This window comes from Aurantimonas endophytica (assembly GCF_014196845.1).
GTDB lineage: Bacteria > Pseudomonadota > Alphaproteobacteria > Rhizobiales > Rhizobiaceae > Aurantimonas > Aurantimonas endophytica.
Window position 1 is genome coordinate 449151 of sequence record NZ_JACIEM010000001.1, and the last position, 20493, is coordinate 469643.

Here is a 20493-nt window from a genome sequence, read left to right on the forward strand (position 1 = left end):
GAAGACCTGCGGCAAGCAGGTGCACGCGTGTCCCGAAGGCTCCTCGGAGCCTTTCGGAGACGCGGGGGTCCGTCCCGGTAGTTCGTCAAGGCCGCCCTGTCCGTCCCGGACAGCGACGGCTCCTCTCGGCGGAGAGGAATAAGAGTTGAAGCCCTTCGGTCAAGGGCGATGTCACGAGAAGGAGCGACGATGTCTCAGACGACGACGTTTAGCGGTCGCAGGCGCGTGCGCAAGTTCTTCGGGTCGATTCCCGAAGTTGCCCAGATGCCGAACCTCATCGAGGTCCAGAAGGCCTCATACGATCAGTTTCTGATGGTGGAGGAGCCCCAGGGCGGCCGCACCGACGAGGGTCTGCAGGCCGTTTTCCGGTCGGTCTTCCCGATTTCCGACTTCTCCGGCCAGGCAATGCTCGAATTCGTCAAGTACGAGTTCGAAGCGCCGAAATTCGACGTCGACGAGTGCCGGCAGCGCGACCTGACCTACGCCGCGCCGCTCAAGGTGACGCTGCGCTTGATCGTCTTCGACATTGACGAAGATACCGGCTCCAAGTCCATCAAGGACATCAAGGAGCAGGACGTCTACATGGGCGACATGCCGCTCATGACGACCAACGGCACCTTCATCGTCAACGGCACCGAGCGCGTGATCGTCTCGCAGATGCACCGCTCGCCGGGCGTCTTCTTCGACCACGACAAGGGCAAGAGCCATTCCTCGGGCAAGCTGCTGTTCGCCGCCCGGGTCATTCCGTACCGGGGCTCCTGGCTCGACATCGAGTTCGACGCCAAGGACGTCGTGCATGCGCGCATCGACCGTCGCCGGAAGATCCCGGTGACGTCGCTGCTGATGGCGCTGGGCATGGATGGCGAGGAAATCCTCTCGACCTTCTACGACATCGTGAAGTTCGAGAAGGACAAGAATGGCTGGCGCGTGCCGTTCTCGGTCGAGCGCGTCCGCAACCAGGGCGCGGTCGTCGACCTGATCGACGCTGACACCGGCGAGGTTCTCGTCGAGGCTGGCAAGAAGGTCACCGCCCGCCAGGCGCGCCAGATGCAGGAAAAGGGTGTCAAGGCGCTCCGGGCGACCGAGGAAGACCTCTACACCAACTACCTGGCCGAAGACATCGTCGACCCGGAGACGGGTGAGGTCTACCTCGAGGCTGGCGACGAGATCGACGAGAAGACGCTCAAGGTGCTGGTCGACGCCGGCCACGACGAGATCGCGGTCCTCGACATCGACCACGTCAATGTTGGCGCCTATATTCGCAACACGCTGGCCGTCGACAAGAACGAAGGCCGCCAGGACGCGCTGTTCGACATCTACCGCGTCATGCGTCCCGGCGAGCCGCCGACGATCGACACCGCCGAGGCGATGTTCAAGTCGCTGTTCTTCGATGCGGAGCGCTACGATCTGTCGGCCGTCGGCCGCGTGAAGATGAACATGCGTCTCGACGTCGACGCCGAGGACACCGTGCGCGTGCTGCGCAAGGAGGACATCCTCGCCGTCGTGAAGACGCTGGTCGACCTGCGCGATGGCAAGGGCGAGATCGACGACATCGACAATCTCGGCAATCGCCGCGTGCGCTCGGTCGGCGAGCTCATGGAGAACCAGTACCGCATCGGTCTGCTCCGCATGGAGCGGGCGATCAAGGAGCGCATGTCGTCGGTCGAGATCGACACGGTGATGCCGCAGGACCTGATCAACGCCAAGCCGGCGGCCGCGGCCGTGCGCGAGTTCTTCGGTTCCTCGCAGCTGTCGCAGTTCATGGATCAGACCAACCCGCTGTCGGAGATCACCCACAAGCGTCGCCTGTCGGCGCTTGGACCCGGTGGTCTGACGCGCGAGCGGGCCGGCTTCGAGGTGCGCGACGTGCATCCGACCCATTACGGCCGGATCTGCCCGATCGAGACGCCGGAAGGCCCGAACATCGGTCTTATCAACTCGTTGGCGACGTTTGCTCGGGTCAACAAGTATGGCTTCATCGAGAGCCCGTATCGCAAGGTCGTGGACGGCAAGGTGACCGACGAGGTCGTCTATCTGTCGGCCATGGAGGAGTCCAAGCACCACGTCGCGCAGGCGAACGCGGTGCTGACGAAGGACATGAACTTCGAGAACGAATTCGTGGTCTGCCGGCATTCCGGCGACGTCTTCATGACGCCGCGCGACAATGTCGACCTCATGGACGTTTCGCCGAAGCAGCTCGTGTCGGTCGCGGCCGCGCTCATTCCGTTCCTCGAGAACGATGACGCGAACCGCGCGCTGATGGGCTCGAACATGCAGCGTCAGGCGGTTCCGCTGGTGCGGGCCGAAGCGCCGTTCGTCGGAACCGGCATGGAATCCATCGTCGCGCGGGACTCCGGCGCTGCCATCGCCGCGCGGCGGACCGGCGTCGTCGACCAGGTCGATGCGACGCGTATCGTCATCCGCGCGACCGGCGACCTCCAGGCCGGCCGCTCGGGCGTCGACATCTACCGGCTGATGAAGTTCCAGCGCTCGAACCAGAACACCTGCATCAACCAGCGTCCGCTGGTGGCGGTGGGTGACCGGGTCGAGAAGGGCGACATCATCGCCGATGGTCCGTCGACCGATCTGGGCGATCTCGCGCTCGGCCGGAACGTGCTCGTCGCGTTCATGCCGTGGAACGGCTACAACTACGAGGATTCGATCCTCCTCTCCGAGCGCATCGTCGCCGACGACGTCTTCACCTCGATCCATATCGAGGAGTTCGAGGTCATGGCGCGCGATACCAAGCTTGGACCCGAGGAGATCACCCGCGACATTCCGAACGTGTCGGAAGAAGCGCTGAAGAACCTCGACGAAGCCGGCATCGTCTATATCGGCGCCGAGGTGCAGCCGGGCGACATCCTGGTCGGCAAGATCACGCCAAAGGGCGAAAGCCCGATGACGCCGGAAGAGAAGCTTCTGCGCGCCATCTTCGGCGAGAAGGCCTCCGACGTGCGCGACACGTCGAGCCGCATGCCCCCCGGTGCCTTCGGCACGGTCGTCGAGGTGCGCGTGTTCAATCGGCATGGCGTCGAGAAGGACGAGCGCGCCATGGCGATCGAGCGCGAGGAGATCGAGCGTCTCGCCAAGGACCGCGACGACGAGCAGGCGATCCTCGACCGTAACGTCTACGGCCGTCTGATCGACATGCTCGACGGCAAGGCCGCCGTGGCAGGGCCGAAGGGCTTCAAGAAGGGCTCGAGCCTGTCGCCGGATGCGATGCGGGAATATCCGCGCTCGCAGTGGTGGATGTTCGCGGTCGAGGACGAGAAGCTGCAGGCCGAACTCGAGGATCTGCGCAACGTCTATGACGAGGCGAAGAAGACGCTCGAGCAGCGCTTCATGGACAAGGTCGAGAAGGTCCAGCGCGGCGACGAGCTGCCCCCGGGCGTCATGAAGCAGGTCAAGGTCTTCGTCGCTGTGAAGCGCAAGATCCAGCCGGGCGACAAGATGGCAGGCCGGCACGGCAACAAGGGCGTCGTCTCGCGGATCGTCCCGGTCGAGGACATGCCGTTCCTCGAGGACGGCACCCATGCCGACATCGTGCTCAATCCGTTGGGCGTGCCGTCGCGCATGAATGTCGGGCAGATCCTCGAGACGCATCTCGGTTGGGCCTGCGCAGGCATGGGCCGGAAGATCGGTGAACTCATCGAAGCCTACAATGCCAACGGCGACATCAAGCCGCTGCGGGCGACGATCGAGGACATCATTCCGGACAATGACCGCAACGAACCGGTCCGGACCTACGACGACAAGAGCGTTCTGCTGCTTGCCGACCAGATGAAGCACGGCGTCACCATCGCGACGCCGGTCTTCGACGGTGCCAACGAGGCGGACATCAACAAGCTGCTCGAACAGGCTGGGCTTCACAGCAGCGGCCAGTCGACAGCCTATGATGGCCGTACCGGCGAGGCCTTCGATCGTCAGGTGACGATGGGCTACATCTACATGCTGAAGCTGCATCACCTGGTGGACGACAAGATCCACGCCCGCTCGATCGGACCGTACTCGCTGGTCACCCAGCAGCCGCTCGGCGGCAAGGCGCAGTTCGGTGGACAGCGCTTCGGCGAGATGGAGGTCTGGGCACTCGAGGCATACGGTGCGGCTTACACGCTGCAGGAGATGCTGACGGTGAAGTCGGACGACGTCGCGGGCCGTACCAAGGTCTACGAGTCGATCGTGCGCGGCGACGACGCGTTCGAATCCGGCATTCCGGAGAGCTTCAACGTGCTCGTCAAGGAGATGCGCTCGCTGGGTCTCGACGTCGATCTCGCCAACACCGCCGTGGAGCTTCCGGCTCCCGTCGATGGCCTGCCGGACGCGGCCGAATGACGTTCTGCGAGGCGCGGCCTGACAAGGCCGCGCAACGGATCGGCGCCCGCCGGCGCCGGTCCTTCTACGAGGAAGATTTCAGCGGTCGGCCCTGCCACCGCGACTCGGGGCTCCGCGTCCCAGAAGGAGAAAATCCATGAACCAAGAGGTCATGAACATCTTCAACCCGCAGGTTGCGGCGCAGTCGTTCGATTCGATCCGGATCTCGCTCGCCTCACCCGAGAAGATCCTCTCCTGGTCCTTTGGCGAGATCAAGAAGCCGGAAACCATCAACTACCGCACGTTCAAGCCCGAGCGTGACGGGCTTTTCTGCGCGCGCATCTTCGGTCCGATCAAGGACTACGAGTGCCTGTGCGGCAAGTACAAGCGCATGAAGTACAAGGGCATCATCTGCGAGAAGTGCGGCGTCGAGGTCACCCTCTCGCGCGTGCGGCGCGAGCGCATGGGCCACATCGAGCTGGCCGCGCCGGTCGCGCACATCTGGTTCCTGAAGTCGCTGCCGAGCCGCATCGGCACGCTGCTCGACATGACGCTCAAGGATATCGAGCGCGTCCTGTATTTCGAGAACTACATCGTCACCGAGCCGGGCCTGACCTCGCTGAAGGAGCACCAGCTCCTGTCGGAAGAGGACTACATGCTCGCGGTCGACGAGTTCGGCGAGGACAGCTTCACCGCGCTGATCGGCGCCGAGGCGATCCAGGAACTCCTGGGCGCGATGGATCTCGAGAAGATCGCGGGCGATCTGCGGGCCGAGCTCGCGGAGACGACCTCCGAGCTCAAGACCAAGAAGCTGATGAAGCGGCTCAAGATCGTCGAGAACTTCCTCGATTCCGGCAACAAGCCGGAATGGATGATCATGAGCGTCGTTCCGGTGATCCCGCCGGACCTGCGTCCGCTCGTCCCGCTGGACGGCGGCCGTTTCGCGACGTCCGATCTCAACGATCTCTACCGCCGCGTCATCAACCGTAACAACCGCCTGAAGCGGCTGATCGAGCTGCGTGCGCCGGGCATCATCATCCGCAACGAGAAGCGGATGCTGCAGGAGGCCGTCGACGCCCTGTTCGACAACGGCCGTCGCGGCCGCGTCATCACGGGCGCCAACAAGCGTCCGCTGAAGTCGCTGTCCGACATGCTGAAGGGCAAGCAGGGGCGTTTCCGCCAGAACCTGCTCGGCAAGCGCGTCGACTATTCGGGCCGTTCGGTCATCGTGACCGGTCCGGAGCTGAAGCTGCACCAGTGCGGCCTGCCGAAGAAGATGGCGCTCGAGCTGTTCAAGCCGTTCATCTACGCGCGTCTGGACGCCAAGGGCTATTCGTCGACCGTCAAGCAGGCCAAGAAGCTGGTCGAGAAAGAGCGTCCGGAAGTCTGGGATATCCTCGACGAGGTCATCCGCGAGCATCCGGTGCTGCTGAACCGCGCGCCGACGCTGCATCGTCTCGGCATCCAGGCGTTCGAGCCTGTGCTTATCGAGGGCAAGGCGATCCAGCTCCACCCGCTGGTCTGCACGGCCTTCAATGCCGACTTCGACGGCGACCAGATGGCGGTGCACGTGCCGCTGTCCATCGAGGCGCAGCTCGAAGCGCGCGTCCTGATGATGTCGACCAACAACATCCTGCATCCCGCGAACGGCCAGCCGATCATCGTGCCGTCGCAGGACATGGTGCTCGGGCTCTATTACCTCTCGATCATGAACGAGAACGAGCCGGGGCAGGGGATGGTGTTCTCCGATATCGGCGAGCTCGAGCAGGCGGTGTTCACCAAGGCGGTGACGCTGCATTCCAAGATCAAGGGTCGCTTCAAGACCGTCGACGCCGACGGCAAGCCGGTCTCGAAGATCTACGAGACGACACCCGGCCGCATGCTCATCGGCGAATTGCTGCCGAAGAATGCCAAGGTGCCGTTCGACATCTGCAACGAGCTGATGACCAAGAAGAACATCTCCCGGATGATCGACCAGGTCTATCGCCACTGCGGTCAGAAGGAGACGGTGATCTTCTGCGACCGCATCATGCAGCTCGGCTTCAAGCATGCCTGCACCGCCGGCATCTCGTTCGGCAAGGACGACATGCTGATCCCGGACACCAAGCCCCAGATGATCGGGGAGACGCAGGCGCTCGCGAAGGAATACGAGCAGCAGTACAATGACGGCCTAATCACCCAGGGCGAAAAGTACAACAAGGTGGTCGACGCCTGGGCCAAGTGCACGGACAGGATCGCCGACGAGATGATGGCGCGTATCAAGGCCATCGAGTTCAACGAGGATGGCCGTCAGAAGCCGATGAACTCGATCTACATGATGTCGCACTCCGGCGCGCGCGGGTCGCCGACCCAAATGCGTCAGCTGGCGGCGATGCGCGGCCTGATGACCAAGCCTTCGGGCGAGATCATCGAGACGCCGATCATCTCGAACTTCAAGGAAGGCCTGACCGTGCTCGAGTACTTCAACTCGACCCACGGTGCCCGTAAGGGACTGGCCGACACCGCCTTGAAGACCGCTAACTCGGGCTACCTGACGCGTCGTCTCGTCGACGTCGCGCAGGATTGCATCATCACGCAGACCGACTGCGGCACGCCCAAGGGCCTGACGATGCAGCCCATCGTCGACGCCGGCCAGGTGGTCGCTTCCATCGGCCAGCGTATCCTGGGCCGTACGGCGCTCGAGGACATCGTGCATCCGCTCACCGGTGAGGTCATCGTCAAGGGTGGCGTCACGATCGAGGAGCCGGATGTCGAGATCATCGAGAAGGCCCAGATCCAGTCGGTGAAGATCCGCTCGGCGCTGACCTGCGAAGTGCGGACCGGCATCTGCGCGATCTGCTACGGGCGCGATCTGGCCCGCGGCACGCCCGTCAATATGGGCGAGGCCGTCGGCGTCATCGCGGCGCAGTCGATCGGCGAGCCCGGTACCCAGCTGACCATGCGGACGTTCCACATGGGCGGCACGGCACAGGTCGTCGACAGCTCGTTCCTCGAGGCCTCCTACGAGGGCACGGTCCAGATCCGCAACCGCAACGTGGTTCGGGACTCGGACGGCAAGCTCGTGGCGATGGGCCGCAACATGGCGATCCTGATCCTCGATCAGGCCGGCAAGGAGCGCGCTTCGCACCGCGTCACCTACGGCAGCCGCATCTTCGTCGACGACGGGGACACGGTGCGCCGCGGCCAGCGTATCGCCGAGTGGGATCCGTATACCCGCCCGGTGCTGACGGAGCTGGAAGGCATCGCGGACTTCGAGGACCTGGTGGACGGCATCTCGGTCACCGAGCAGGCCGACGAGTCGACCGGCATCACCAAGCGTGCCGTCATCGACTGGCGGGCAAGCCCGCGTGGCCAGGACCTGAAGCCGGCGATCGTCATCAAGGGCGACAACGGCGAGATCCTGAAGCTGGCGCGCGGTTCCGACGCCCGCTACTACCAGTCGGTCGACGCCATTCTGTCGATCGAGCCGGGCGCAAGGGTGAAGGCGGGTGACGTCCTGTCGCGTATTCCGATGGAAAGCGCGAAGACCAAGGACATCACCGGTGGTCTGCCGCGCGTCGCCGAGCTGTTCGAGGCCCGCAAGCCGAAGGACAACGCGGTCATCGCGGAGATCGACGGCACGGTGAAGTTCGGGCGCGACTACAAGAACAAGCGCCGCATCGTCATCGAGCCGCACGAGGAAGGCGAGGAGGCGGTCGAGTACCTGATCCCGAAGGGCAAGCCGTTCCACCTCCAGGAAGGCGACGTCATCGAGAAGGGCGACTACATCCTCGACGGCAATCCGGCACCGCACGACATCCTGGCGATCCGCGGCGTGGAGGCTCTTGCGAGCTACCTCGTCAACGAGATCCAGGAAGTCTACCGGCTGCAGGGCGTGTTGATCAACGACAAGCACATCGAGGTCATCGTCCGGCAGATGCTGCAGAAGGTCGAGATCGTGGAGTCGGGAGACTCGGGTTACATCCCGGGAGACCATGTCGACCGGATCGAGCTCGCCGAACTGAACGAGCGGCTGGAGGAGGAGGGCAAGAAGCCCGCTTCCGGCAACCCCGTGCTGCTCGGCATCACCAAGGCCTCGCTGCAGACGCCGTCCTTCATCTCGGCCGCCTCCTTCCAGGAGACGACGCGGGTGCTCACCGAGGCAGCGGTTGCCGGCAAGACCGACACGCTGCAGGGCCTGAAGGAGAACGTCATCGTCGGCCGTCTCATCCCTGCCGGTACCGGTGGAATGATGACGCAGGTGCGCCGCATCGCGACGTCGCGCGACGACCTCATCATCGAGGATCGCCGCCGGGCCGCCAACGCAGCTGCCACCGACCGCATGCTAACCTCGGTCGACGACGCCGCCGAGTAACGGCCGCCTCGAACCGCACGACATGATCAAGGGCCGCTCGCAAGAGCGGCCCTTCGTCGTTCCGGCTCCGCGGGGGCATTATAAGAGACACCGACGATGACCGTACCTTCCGAGGAGAAATCTGCAGCAGCGCTCCGGGCGATCCGCGCCGACGACCTGCCGGGGCTGCTGGCGCTCAACAACACCCATGCAGAGGAATTGTCGCTGCTGACGGCGGGAGAGTTGGCCGAGTTGGTGGACTCGGCCTTCCTCGCCATCCGGTCCGAGACGGCAGCCGCGTTCCTTTTGGCGTTCGACCAGGGCGCCGCCTATGCCAGTCCCAATTTCCTCTGGATGCGCGAGCGCTTCGAACGCTTCGTGTACATCGACCGTGTCGTGGTCGCGGCGGAAGCGCGCGGACGCGGACTGGCGAGGCAGCTCTACGCCGCCGTGTTCACTGCCGCGGGGCGGTCGGACCACGTCCGTGTCGTCTGCGAGGTCAACCGCGTGCCGCCGAACCCGCTCTCCGACGCTTTCCACGCGACGATGGGATTTGCCGAAATCGGCTGTGCCGCGATAAAGGGTGGCGCCAAGTCGGTCCGCTATCTGGCACGGCCAATTGATTGCGTTGACGACGCGGCACAAGCGTCCGGCCCGCGGGCATCGTAAGGCGCGTGTCCGGGTCTGCGGGGTTGACGAGGGCCATCAGAATCGTTAAACACCCGCCAACAGAGCCGATGTGAAGCCGAATCTTCCCATGGACGCCACGTCCGGGATCCAGCGCTTCAAACAAGGCTTCGTTCAACGAGACGACACATCGCTGGCTGCATGACCGTATGAACGGTCCTCTGCATCATTCCGGGCAGTCCGCAGTTCAAGCGGATCGACTGCCCGGTTTCGCGCATGAGGAACACTCCTCTCGCGGGCGGAGCGTTTTGTTCAGAACCTGGATTTGGAAGAAGAGGGAAGGTTGGAATGCCGACCATTAACCAGCTGGTTCGGAAGCCGCGCGTTCGCCCCGTCGAGCGCAACACGGTTCCGGCACTCGAGGCCAACCCGCAGAAGCGCGGCGTTTGCACGCGCGTCTACACCACGACCCCGAAGAAGCCGAACTCGGCACTTCGTAAGGTCGCCAAGGTGCGCCTCGTGAACGGCTTCGAAGTCATCGGCTACATTCCGGGCGAGGGGCATAACCTTCAGGAGCACTCCGTGGTGATGATCCGCGGCGGTCGCGTCAAGGACCTTCCCGGTGTGCGCTATCACATCATCCGCGGCGTGCTCGACACGCAGGGCGTCAAGAACCGCAGACAGCGCCGTTCGAAGTACGGCGCCAAGCGTCCGAAATAAGCCCCACGCCGACAAGTTGAAGAGACGATAGAATGTCCCGCCGTCACAGAGCCGAAAAGCGCGAAATCAACCCGGACCCGAAGTTCGGCGATCTCGTCGTGTCGAAGTTCATGAACGCCGTCATGTATGACGGCAAGAAGTCGGTCGCCGAGCGCATCGTCTATGGCGCGTTCGACGCCGTGCACGACAAGACCCGCCAGGATGCGGTCGCGGTCTTCCACCAGGCGCTCGAGAACATCTCGCCGCACGTCGAGGTTCGCTCGCGTCGTGTCGGTGGTGCCACCTACCAGGTCCCGGTCGACGTTCGTCCGGAGCGCCGTCAGGCGCTGGCGATCCGCTGGCTCATCACGGCGGCGCGCAAGCGTAACGAGACCACGATGGTTGATCGCCTGTCCGGCGAGCTGATGGATGCCGCGAACAACCGCGGTACCGCAGTGAAGAAGCGCGAAGACACGCACCGCATGGCGGAAGCGAACCGCGCCTTCTCGCATTATCGCTGGTAATTCAAGCTTCCGTCCGAAAGGCGACGCCCCTATGGCACGCGAGTACAAGATCGAAGACTACCGCAATTTCGGCATCATGGCCCACATCGATGCGGGCAAGACGACGACGACCGAGCGGATTCTCTTCTATACCGGCAAGTCCCACAAGATCGGCGAAGTGCACGACGGCGCTGCGACGATGGACTGGATGGAGCAGGAGCAGGAGCGCGGCATCACCATCACGTCTGCCGCGACGACGACCTTCTGGGAAGGCCGTGATGGCAAGAAGCGCCGCTTCAACATCATCGATACCCCAGGCCACGTCGACTTCACCATCGAGGTCGAACGTTCGCTGCGCGTTCTCGATGGCGCCATCGCGCTGCTCGATGCCAATGCCGGCGTCGAGCCGCAGACCGAGACGGTCTGGCGCCAGGCCGACAAGTACCACGTCCCGCGGATGATCTTCGTCAACAAGATGGACAAGACCGGCGCGGACTTCTTCCGCTGCGTCGAGATGATCAAGTCGCGCCTCGGTGCGCGGCCTGTCGTCGTCCAGCTGCCGATCGGTGCCGAGAACGAGTTCGTCGGCCTGGTCGACCTGATCGAGATGAAGGCGCTGATCTGGCGCGACGAGACGCTCGGCGCGCAGTGGGACATCGTCGAGATTCCCGCCGACCTCCAGGCCCAGGCCGAGGAGTATCGCGAGGCGATGATCGAGGCCGCCGTCGAAATCGACGAAGGCGCGATGGAGAAGTACCTCGAGGGCGAGATGCCTTCGAACGAGGAACTGCGTCGCCTGATCCGCAAGGGTACCTGCGACGTCTGGTTCACGCCGGTCCTCTGCGGCTCGGCCTTCAAGAACAAGGGCGTTCAGCCCCTGCTCGACGCCGTCGTCGACTTCCTGCCGTCGCCGGTCGAAGTGCCGTCGATCAAGGGTATCGACCCGAAGACCGACGCCGAAATCAGCCGTCGTTCGGCTGACGACGAGCCGCTCTCGATGCTGGCGTTCAAGATCATGAACGACCCCTTCGTCGGCTCGCTGACCTTTGCCCGCATCTATTCGGGCGTGCTCACCAAGGGCACCTCCGTGACCAACACGGTCAAGGAGAAGAAGGAGCGCATCGGCCGCATGCTGCAGATGCATTCCAATTCCCGTGAGGACATCGAGGAAGCCTTCGCCGGCGACATCGTTGCGCTCGCCGGTCTCAAGGAGACCACCACGGGTGACACGCTCTGCGATCCGCTGAAGCCGGTGATCCTGGAGCGCATGGAATTCCCCGATCCGGTCATCGAGATCGCGATCGAGCCCAAGACCAAGGGCGACCAGGAGAAGATGGGCCTCGCGCTCAACCGCCTGGCAGCCGAGGATCCGTCCTTCCGCGTCAAGACCGACGAGGAAAGCGGCCAGACGATCATCGCCGGCATGGGCGAGCTGCATCTCGACATCCTCGTCGACCGCATGCGTCGCGAGTTCAAGGTCGAGGCGAATATCGGTGCGCCGCAGGTTGCCTATCGCGAGACGATCACCCGTCGCGCCGAGGTCGACTACACGCACAAGAAGCAGACCGGTGGTACGGGCCAGTTCGCCCGCGTCAAGATGGTCTTCGAGCCGGCCGAGATCGGCCAGGGCTTCACCTTCGAGTCGAAGGTCGTCGGTGGTTCCGTGCCGAAGGAATACGTCCCGGGCGTCCAGAAGGGCATCATGTCGGTGCTGTCTTCGGGTCCGCTCGCCGGCTTCCCGATGGTCGACATCAAGTCGGAACTGATCGACGGCGCCTTCCACGACGTCGACTCCTCGGTCCTGGCTTTCGAGATCGCGGCCCGTGCAGGTTTCCGCGAAGCCATCCAGAAGGCTGGTCCGAAGCTGCTCGAGCCGATCATGAAGGTCGAGGTCGTGACGCCGGAAGACTACGTCGGTGACGTCATCGGCGATCTGAATTCACGGCGTGGACAGATCCAGGGTACCGAGCCGCGTGGCATCGCCCAGGTGGTCAACGCCATGGTCCCGCTCGCCAACATGTTCGGCTATGTCAACACGCTTCGTTCCATGTCGCAGGGCAGGGCGCAGTACACGATGCAGTTCGATCATTACGAGCAGGTCCCGAACCAGGTCGCGGACGAGATCCAGAAGAAATACGCCTGATCGGATCCGTCCGGGAACAGAAATTCGGCTCCTTGAGCCGCGATGAGATAATGGAGCGCCACGATGGCCAAGAGTAAATTTGAGCGCAACAAGCCGCATGTGAACATCGGGACGATTGGTCACGTTGATCACGGCAAGACGTCGCTGACGGCGGCGATCACGAAGTATTTCGGCGAATACCGTGCGTATGACCAGATCGACGCGGCGCCGGAAGAGAAGGCGCGCGGCATCACGATCTCGACGGCGCATGTCGAGTACGAGACGGAAGCGCGGCACTACGCGCATGTCGACTGCCCGGGCCATGCCGACTACGTGAAGAACATGATCACCGGCGCTGCGCAGATGGACGGCGCGATCCTGGTGGTTTCGGCAGCCGACGGCCCGATGCCGCAGACCCGCGAGCACATCCTGCTCGCCCGTCAGGTCGGCGTTCCGGCGATCGTGGTGTTCCTCAACAAGGTCGACCAGGTCGACGACGAGGAGCTGCTGGAGCTTGTCGAGCTCGAGGTTCGCGAGCTGCTGTCGAGCTACGAGTATCCGGGCGACGACATCCCGATCGTCAAGGGTTCGGCGCTTGCGGCGCTGGAAGACAGCGACAAGAAGATCGGCGAGGACGCGGTGCGTGCGCTGATGGCCGAAGTCGACGCCTACATCCCGACGCCGGAGCGTCCGATCAACCTGCCGTTCCTGATGCCGATCGAGGACGTGTTCTCGATCTCGGGTCGCGGCACGGTGGTGACCGGCCGTGTCGAGCGCGGCATCGTCAAGGTCGGCGAGGAAGTCGAGATCGTCGGCATCCGCGACACCAAGAAGACGACGGTGACGGGCGTCGAGATGTTCCGCAAGCTGCTCGACCAGGGCCAGGCGGGCGACAACATCGGCGCGCTGATCCGTGGTGTGGATCGCGAGGGCGTCGAGCGCGGCCAGGTGCTGTGCAAGCCGGGTTCGGTGAAGCCGCACACCAAGTTCAAGGCCGAGGCGTACATCCTGACGAAGGAAGAGGGCGGCCGTCATACGCCGTTCTTCACCAACTACCGTCCGCAGTTCTACTTCCGCACGACGGACGTGACGGGCGTGTGCACGCTGCCCGAGGGCACCGAGATGGTGATGCCGGGCGATAACGTGACGATGGACGTGGTGCTGATCGTGCCGATCGCGATGGAAGAGCGCCTGCGCTTCGCCATCCGCGAAGGCGGCCGCACCGTCGGCGCCGGCATCGTCGCCTCGATCATCGAGTAGCGACGAGACAATCGGGCGCGGCGCCGGAGCAATCCGGCCCGCCGCGCCCTTCGAATTCGCCCCACGGGGCAGGCGGGGCCAGTCCTCGCGACGACATGGCTGCCTTGAGAAGACAAGCGCTCGGAAACCGCCGCTAGGCCGGTGTGGTCCGACGAGAGGACGAATGAAATGAACGGCCAGAATATCCGCATCCGCCTCAAGGCGTTCGACCACCGGGTCCTCGACGCCTCGACGCGCGAGATCGTTTCGACTGCCAAGCGCACCGGCGCCAATGTCCGTGGTCCGATCCCGCTGCCGACGCGAATTGAAAAGTTCACCGTCAACCGCTCGCCGCACATCGACAAGAAGTCGCGCGAGCAGTTCGAAATGCGCACCCATAAGCGGCTCCTCGACATCGTCGATCCGACGCCGCAGACGGTTGATGCGCTCATGAAGCTCGACCTCGCCGCTGGCGTCGATGTCGAGATCAAGCTCTGATACGAGCACGGGAAGGACAACGCCCATGCGTTCAGGTGTGATTGCACAGAAGGTCGGCATGACCCGCGTCTATAACGACGTCGGCGAGCACGTGCCGGTTACCGTCCTGCGGGTTGAAAACCTCCAGGTCATCGCCCAGCGGACCCGCGAGAAGAACGGCTACAGTGCCGTTCAGCTCGGCGCCGGTCTCGCCAAGGTGAAGAACACGTCCAAGGCCATGCGCGGCGTCTTCGCGCAGGCCTCGGTCGAGCCGAAGCGCAAGCTCGTCGAGTTTCGCGTCACGGACGAGAACATGATCGACGTCGGATCCGAGATCACGGCCGAGCACTTCGTCCCCGGCCAGAAGGTCGACGTGACGGGTACCTCGATCGGTAAGGGTTTCGCCGGCGGCATGAAGCGCCACAATTTCGGCGGCCTGCGGGCGACCCACGGCGTTTCGGTTTCGCACCGTTCGCTGGGTTCGACCGGTCAGCGTCAGGATCCGGGCAAGGTCTTCAAGAACAAGAAGATGGCCGGTCACATGGGTCAGGTTCGCGTCACCACGCAGAACCTCGAAGTGGTCCGCACCGATCCCGACAAGGGCCTGATCCTGATCCGCGGTGCGGTTCCGGGTTCCAAGGGCGGCTGGATCGAAATTCGCGACGCCGTCAAGGCGGCGCTGCCCGACAACGCGCCGAAGCCGGCTGCGCTGCGCTCGGCTGCCGGTAACGGTGCTGCTGCGGAGACCGCGGACGCTTCCGAGGGAGCGGAATAATGGATTTCACGATCAAGAGCCTCGACGGCAAGGACGCCGGCAAGGTGACGCTCGCGGATGAGATCTTCGGTCTCGAGCCGCGTGAGGACATCCTGCAGCGCATGGTTCGCTGGCAGCTGGCCAAGCGCCAGCAGGGCACGCACCAGACGCTCGGCCGCGCGGAGATCGCACGGACCGGCGCCAAGCTCTACCGCCAGAAGGGCACCGGTCGTGCCCGTCACGGTTCGGCACGCGCTCCGCAGTTCCGCGGCGGTGGCAAGGCCCACGGCCCGACCTCGCGCAGCCATGCTCACGACCTTCCCAAGAAGGTCCGGGCACTGGCGCTGCGGCACGCTCTGTCGGCCAAGGCGAAGTCCGGCGGCCTGATGATCATCGACGATCTGAAGAGCGCCGATGCCAAGACCAAGGGCATGGTGAAGAACTTCGCCGATCTCGGCCTGGCGAACGCACTGATCATCGGCGGTGCCGAGCTCGACGTGAACTTCTCGCGCTCGGCTCGCAACATCCCGAACATCGACGTGCTGCCGGTCCAGGGCATCAACGTCTACGACATTCTCCGTCGCCGGACCCTCGTTCTGTCGAAGGCCGCCGTCGAGGCTCTCGAGGAGCGGTTCAAATGAACGATCTTCGCCACTACGACGTCATCACCAGCCCGGTGATCACCGAGAAGTCGACCATGCTGTCGGATTCGAACCAGGTGGTCTTCAACGTCCCCAAAACGGCTACCAAGCCGGAGATCCGGGCGGCCGTCGAGGCACTGTTCGGGGTGAAGGTCACCGCCGTCAACACGCTGGTCCGCAAGGGCAAGGTCAAGCGCTTCCGCGGCCGCATCGGTCGCCAGAGCGATCAGAAAAAAGCCGTCGTGACATTGGCCGAAGGCCAGTCGATCGACGTCTCGACCGGTCTTTGATCGGGACCGGAGGATTAGGCAATGGCACTTAAGAATTTCAAACCGAACACGCCGAGCCAGCGCCAGCTGGTCATCGTCGATCGCTCGGGCCTCTGGAAGGGCAAGCCGGTCAAGCATCTGACCGAGGGCCTCAGCCAGAAGGGCGGCCGCAACAATACCGGCCGCGTGACGGCTCGGTACCAGGGCGGCGGGCACAAGCGGACCTATCGCCAGATCGACTTCAAGCGGCGCAAGCTGGATGTCGTCGGGACGGTCGAGCGGATCGAGTACGATCCGAACCGGACCGCGTTCATCGCGCTGATCAAGTACGCCGACGGCGAGCTTGCCTACATCCTGGCGCCGCAGCGCCTGGCTGCCGGCGACCAGATCGTCGCGGGCATGACCGGCGTCGACGTCAAGCCCGGCAATGCGATGCCACTGTCGTCGCTCCCCGTCGGCACCATCATCCACAATGTGGAGATGAAGCCGATGAAGGGTGGCCAGATCGCCCGCTCGGCCGGGTCCTATGCCCAGCTGGTCGGTCGCGACCAGGGCATGGCGATCCTGCGCCTCAATTCGGGTGAGCAGCGGCTGGTGTCGTCCTCGTGCTTCGCCACGGTCGGCGCGGTGTCGAACCCTGACCACTCGAACATCAATCTCGGCAAGGCTGGGCGTTCGCGCTGGCTGGGCCGGCGCCCGCATGTTCGCGGTGTCGCGATGAACCCGGTCGATCACCCGCATGGCGGCGGCGAAGGCCGCACCTCGGGCGGTCGTCATCCGGTCTCGCCCTGGGGCAAGCCGACCAAGGGCAAGCGGACACGCCAGAACAAGGCGACCGACCAGTTCATCATGCGCTCGCGCCATCAGCGTAAGAAGTAAGGGGTTTTTTCATGACACGTTCCGTCTGGAAGGGTCCGTTCGTCGATGGCTACCTTCTCAAGAAAGCCGAGAAGGCACGCGATAGCGGCCGCAATGATGTGATCAAGATCTGGACCCGTCGCTCGACGATCCTGCCGCAGTTCGTTGGACTCACGTTCGGCGTCTACAACGGCAACAAGCACATTCCGGTCTCGGTCAACGAGGACATGGTCGGACACAAGTTCGGCGAGTTCGCTCCGACCCGTACCTATTACGGCCACGGCGCCGACAAGAAGGCGAAGAGGAAGTAACGATGGGTAAGGCGAAGGCCGAGCGCCGGCTTAACGAAAACGAAGCGAGAGCTGTCGCCCGGACGATCCGTGTCAGCCCGCAGAAGCTCAATCTCGTCGCGCAGATGATCCGCGGCAAGAAGGTCGAGGCCGCATTGGCTGACCTGACCTTCTCGCGCAAGCGGATCGCCGAGACGGTCAAGAAGACGCTGGAAAGCGCCATCGCGAACGCCGAGAACAACCATGATCTCGACGTGGACGCGCTGATCGTGTCGGAAGCCTATGTCGGCAAGTCGATCACGATGAAGCGTTTCCATGCCCGCGGCCGCGGTCGTGCGAGCCGGGTGGAGAAGCCCTTCTCGCATCTGACGATCGTCGTTCGCGAGGTCGCCGCACTCGAGGAGGCCGCATAATGGGTCAGAAAATCAACCCGACCGGCTTCCGCCTCGGGATCAACCGTACCTGGGACTCGCGCTGGTTCGCCAACACCGGCGAATATGGCGAGCTCCTGCATGAGGATCTGAAGATCCGCGCCTATCTGCTCGAAGAGCTGAAGCAGGCTGCGGTCTCCAAGATAGTCATCGAGCGTCCGCACAAGAAGTGCCGCATCACGATCCACTCGGCACGCCCGGGCATCGTCATCGGCAAGAAGGGCGCCGACATCGAGAAGCTTCGTAAGAAGCTCGCCTCGATGACCGACGCCGAGACGCACATCAACATCGTCGAGATCCGCAAGCCGGAGATCGACGCGACGCTGGTGGCCCAGTCGATCGCCCAGCAGCTGGAGCGCCGCGTGGCGTTCCGTCGGGCGATGAAGCGTGCGGTCCAGTCGGCCATGCGCCTTGGCGCGGAAGGCATCCGGATCAATTGCGGCGGTCGCCTCGGCGGCGCCGAGATCGCCCGGACGGAATGGTACCGCGAGGGCCGTGTGCCGCTGCATACGCTGCGCGCCGACATCGATTACGGCACCGCCGAAGCCAAGACTGCCTACGGCATTTGCGGCGTCAAGGTGTGGATCTTCAAGGGCGAAATCCTCGAGCATGATCCGATGGCCTCCGAGCGCCGTCAGATCGAGGGTGATGCCCAGGGCGGCGGCGGTCGTCGTCGCGAGCACGCCTGACGGCCAGAATTCGGAGTAACGAAAGATGCTGCAGCCAAAGCGCACGAAGTACCGGAAGGCGTTCAAGGGACGCATTCACGGCACGGCCAAGGGTGGAACGAGCCTCAATTTCGGTTCGTTCGGTCTGAAGGCGGTCGAGCCGGAGCGGGTCACCGCCCGGCAGATCGAGGCGGCTCGCCGCGCGATCACCCGTCAGATGAAGCGCCAGGGCCGCGTCTGGATCCGGATCTTCCCGGACCTGCCGGTCACGTCGAAGCCGACCGAAGTCCGCATGGGCAAGGGCAAGGGCTCCGTCGACTACTGGGCCGCCCGGGTTCATCCCGGTCGCGTCATGTTCGAGATCGACGGCGTATCCGAAGACATCGCGCGGGAAGCGCTGCGGCTGGGAGCTGCGAAGCTCCCGATCCGCACGCGCTTTATCCAGCGCATCGCCGAGTAAGGAGAGTTTGAAGTGAAAGCTTCCGACGTCAAGACGCTGACCCAGGACGAACTCACCGACGAGCTCGCCAAGCTGAAGAAGGAGCAGTTCAACCTGCGCTTCCAGCGTGCCACCGGTCAGCTTGAGAATACCGCCCGCGTTCGCCAGGTGCGTCGCGACATCGCACGGATCAAGACGATCAACCGCTCCAAGGCGGCCGAGGCGAAGGCCTGAGGATCAGATAATGCCGAAACGCATCCTGCAGGGGACGGTCGTCTCCGACAAGAACGAAAAGACGGTGGTGGTTCTGGTGGAGCGTCGCTTCACTCATCCGCTGTTCAAGAAGACCGTGCGCCGGTCGAAGAAGTACAAGGCGCATGACGAGAACAATCAGTGCAAGATCGGCGACATGGTCTCCATCCAGGAGAGCCGTCCGATCTCGAAGGACAAGAGCTGGGTCGTCGTTTCCAACGACGCGGCAGCAGCCAGTTAATCGGTACGGTCGGTGAAGCGCCTCGGCGGCGCCTCCCGGCAACAAGCTTTGAAGGCGGCCTGACATGATTCAGATGCAAACAAACCTCGACGTCGCGGATAATTCCGGCGCGCGTCGTGTCATGTGCATCAAGGTTCTGGGCGGCTCGAAGCGGAAATACGCGTCCGTCGGCGACATCATCGTGGTGTCGATCAAGGAAGCTATTCCGCGCGGCCGCGTCAAGAAGGGCGACGTGATGAAGGCCGTGGTGGTACGCACCGCCAAGGACATCCGTCGCGCCGACGGTTCGGTCATTCGGTTCGATTCGAATGCCGCGGTGCTCATCGACAACAAGAAAGAGCCAGTCGGCACCCGTATCTTCGGACCGGTTCCGCGCGAGCTTCGCGCCAAGAACCACATGAAGATCATCTCGCTGGCCCCTGAAGTTCTATAGAGGAGAGCGGACGATGCAAAAGATCCGCAAGGGCGACACGGTCGTCGTGCTCGCCGGCAAGGACAAGGGCCGGTCGGGCGAAGTCATCAAGATGATGCCGAAGGACGATCGCGCCCTGGTGCGCGGCGTCAACATGGTCAAGCGCCATCAGCGCCAGACCGCTTCGCAGGAAGCCGGTATCATCACCAAGGAAGCCCCGATCCACCTGTCGAACCTCGCGGTCTCCGACCCGAAGGACGGCAAGGCAACCCGCGTCGGCTTCAAGACCCTCGACGACGGCACCAAGGTGCGCGTCGCGAAGCGCTCGGGAGAGCAGATCAATGGCTGAGACCGCAACCGCTTACGAGCCGCGGCTGAAGCGCGTCTATCGCGATGAAATCCGCAAGGCGCTGCTGGAGCAGTTCTCGTACTCCAACGAGATGCAGGTCCCGCGCCTCGAGAAGATCGTCATCAACATGGGTGTCGGCGAGGCGACGGCAGATTCCAAGAAGCCGAGCGTGGCTGCCGAGGATCTCGCGCGCATCGCCGGGCAGAAGCCCGTCGTGACCCGCGCCACCAAGTCCATCGCCGGCTTCAAGCTGCGCGAGGGAATGCCGATTGGCGCGAAGGTGACTCTGCGCAAGGACAAAATGTACGAGTTCATGGACCGGCTGGTGCAGATCGCGCTGCCGCGCGTCCGCGACTTCCGCGGCCTGAACCCGAAGAGCTTCGATGGCCGCGGCAATTTCGCCATGGGCATCAAGGAACACATCGTGTTTCCCGAGATCAACTACGACAAGGTTGATCAGATGTGGGGCATGGACATCATCGTCTGTACGACGGCGAACAATGACGAGGAAGCCCGGGCGCTGTTGAAGGCGTTCAACTTCCCCTTCCGCCAGTAACGGCAGTCGAGCAAAGGACGAG

Annotated in this window: 21 protein-coding genes; all 21 read left to right on the plus strand. The window is 63.6% G+C overall.

Going from position 1 to position 20493, the window contains the following annotated elements; all coding sequences use genetic code 11:
• Positions 1–189: 189 nt before the first annotated feature.
• The 21 genes from rpoB to rplE all read left to right on the plus strand — a co-directional run bounded on the left by rpoB (position 190) and on the right by rplE (position 20471).
• On the plus strand, positions 190–4332 hold the full coding sequence (gene rpoB / locus GGR03_RS02215; protein WP_183205925.1) for a DNA-directed RNA polymerase subunit beta: 4143 nt from the start codon (positions 190–192) through the stop codon (positions 4330–4332).
• A 136-nt stretch (positions 4333–4468) separates the two neighbouring features.
• The gene (gene rpoC / locus GGR03_RS02220) at positions 4469–8665 is read left to right on the plus strand and encodes a DNA-directed RNA polymerase subunit beta' (RefSeq protein ID WP_183205927.1); all 4197 of its coding nucleotides are present in this window, start codon (positions 4469–4471) and stop codon (positions 8663–8665) included.
• Positions 8666–8761: 96 nt separating this feature from the next.
• Positions 8762–9313 (plus strand): GNAT family N-acetyltransferase, encoded by a 552-nt coding sequence (locus GGR03_RS02225; RefSeq protein WP_183205929.1) that lies wholly within the window; start codon positions 8762–8764, stop codon positions 9311–9313.
• Between the two features lie 306 nt (positions 9314–9619).
• Complete coding sequence (gene rpsL, locus GGR03_RS02230; RefSeq protein WP_183205931.1) at positions 9620–9991, plus strand: 30S ribosomal protein S12; 372 nt, start codon at positions 9620–9622, stop codon at positions 9989–9991.
• A gap of 32 nt (positions 9992–10023) precedes the next feature.
• Positions 10024–10494 (plus strand): 30S ribosomal protein S7, encoded by a 471-nt coding sequence (rpsG, locus tag GGR03_RS02235; protein WP_183205933.1) that lies wholly within the window; start codon positions 10024–10026, stop codon positions 10492–10494.
• 31 nt (positions 10495–10525) lie between these two features.
• Entirely contained in the window at positions 10526–12616 is a 2091-nt protein-coding gene (fusA, locus tag GGR03_RS02240; RefSeq protein ID WP_183205935.1) for an elongation factor G, read from the plus strand.
• A gap of 63 nt (positions 12617–12679) precedes the next feature.
• Positions 12680–13855: an elongation factor Tu gene (gene tuf / locus GGR03_RS02245; RefSeq protein ID WP_183205902.1), complete on the plus strand. Its 1176-nt coding sequence runs from the start codon at positions 12680–12682 to the stop codon at positions 13853–13855.
• Positions 13856–14023: 168 nt separating this feature from the next.
• The gene (rpsJ, locus tag GGR03_RS02250) at positions 14024–14332 is read left to right on the plus strand and encodes a 30S ribosomal protein S10 (protein ID WP_007066362.1); all 309 of its coding nucleotides are present in this window, start codon (positions 14024–14026) and stop codon (positions 14330–14332) included.
• 25 nt (positions 14333–14357) lie between these two features.
• Positions 14358–15086: a 50S ribosomal protein L3 gene (rplC, locus tag GGR03_RS02255; protein WP_183205936.1), complete on the plus strand. Its 729-nt coding sequence runs from the start codon at positions 14358–14360 to the stop codon at positions 15084–15086.
• The gene (gene rplD, locus GGR03_RS02260; protein ID WP_183205938.1) at positions 15086–15706 is read left to right on the plus strand and encodes a 50S ribosomal protein L4; all 621 of its coding nucleotides are present in this window, start codon (positions 15086–15088) and stop codon (positions 15704–15706) included. The genes rplC and rplD overlap by 1 nt, the downstream gene beginning before the upstream one ends.
• Positions 15703–15996 carry a 50S ribosomal protein L23 gene (locus GGR03_RS02265; RefSeq protein WP_163044872.1) on the plus strand — a complete coding sequence of 98 codons (294 nt, stop codon included), beginning with the start codon at positions 15703–15705 and terminating at the stop codon, positions 15994–15996. Before rplD ends, GGR03_RS02265 begins: the two co-directional genes overlap by 4 nt.
• Positions 15997–16017: 21 nt before the next feature.
• On the plus strand, positions 16018–16854 hold the full coding sequence (rplB, locus tag GGR03_RS02270) for a 50S ribosomal protein L2 (RefSeq protein WP_183205940.1): 837 nt from the start codon (positions 16018–16020) through the stop codon (positions 16852–16854).
• A gap of 11 nt (positions 16855–16865) precedes the next feature.
• The gene (gene rpsS / locus GGR03_RS02275; protein ID WP_183205942.1) at positions 16866–17144 is read left to right on the plus strand and encodes a 30S ribosomal protein S19; all 279 of its coding nucleotides are present in this window, start codon (positions 16866–16868) and stop codon (positions 17142–17144) included.
• A gap of 2 nt (positions 17145–17146) precedes the next feature.
• On the plus strand, positions 17147–17536 hold the full coding sequence (gene rplV / locus GGR03_RS02280) for a 50S ribosomal protein L22 (RefSeq protein WP_183205944.1): 390 nt from the start codon (positions 17147–17149) through the stop codon (positions 17534–17536).
• Positions 17536–18243 carry a 30S ribosomal protein S3 gene (gene rpsC, locus GGR03_RS02285; protein ID WP_163044868.1) on the plus strand — a complete coding sequence of 236 codons (708 nt, stop codon included), beginning with the start codon at positions 17536–17538 and terminating at the stop codon, positions 18241–18243. Before rplV ends, rpsC begins: the two co-directional genes overlap by 1 nt.
• A 25-nt stretch (positions 18244–18268) precedes the next feature.
• Positions 18269–18682 (plus strand): 50S ribosomal protein L16, encoded by a 414-nt coding sequence (gene rplP, locus GGR03_RS02290; protein ID WP_163044867.1) that lies wholly within the window; start codon positions 18269–18271, stop codon positions 18680–18682.
• Positions 18683–18694: 12 nt separating this feature from the next.
• The gene (gene rpmC, locus GGR03_RS02295; protein WP_163044866.1) at positions 18695–18895 is read left to right on the plus strand and encodes a 50S ribosomal protein L29; all 201 of its coding nucleotides are present in this window, start codon (positions 18695–18697) and stop codon (positions 18893–18895) included.
• 10 nt (positions 18896–18905) lie between these two features.
• Positions 18906–19154, plus strand: a complete 249-nt coding sequence (gene rpsQ, locus GGR03_RS02300; protein ID WP_163044865.1) for a 30S ribosomal protein S17 — start codon at positions 18906–18908, stop codon at positions 19152–19154.
• Positions 19155–19218: 64 nt separating this feature from the next.
• The gene (gene rplN / locus GGR03_RS02305) at positions 19219–19587 is read left to right on the plus strand and encodes a 50S ribosomal protein L14 (protein ID WP_163044864.1); all 369 of its coding nucleotides are present in this window, start codon (positions 19219–19221) and stop codon (positions 19585–19587) included.
• Between the two features lie 13 nt (positions 19588–19600).
• Positions 19601–19915, plus strand: a complete 315-nt coding sequence (gene rplX / locus GGR03_RS02310) for a 50S ribosomal protein L24 (RefSeq protein ID WP_183205947.1) — start codon at positions 19601–19603, stop codon at positions 19913–19915.
• Positions 19908–20471, plus strand: a complete 564-nt coding sequence (gene rplE, locus GGR03_RS02315) for a 50S ribosomal protein L5 (protein ID WP_163044862.1) — start codon at positions 19908–19910, stop codon at positions 20469–20471. The genes rplX and rplE overlap by 8 nt, the downstream gene beginning before the upstream one ends.
• Positions 20472–20493 lie beyond the last annotated feature (22 nt).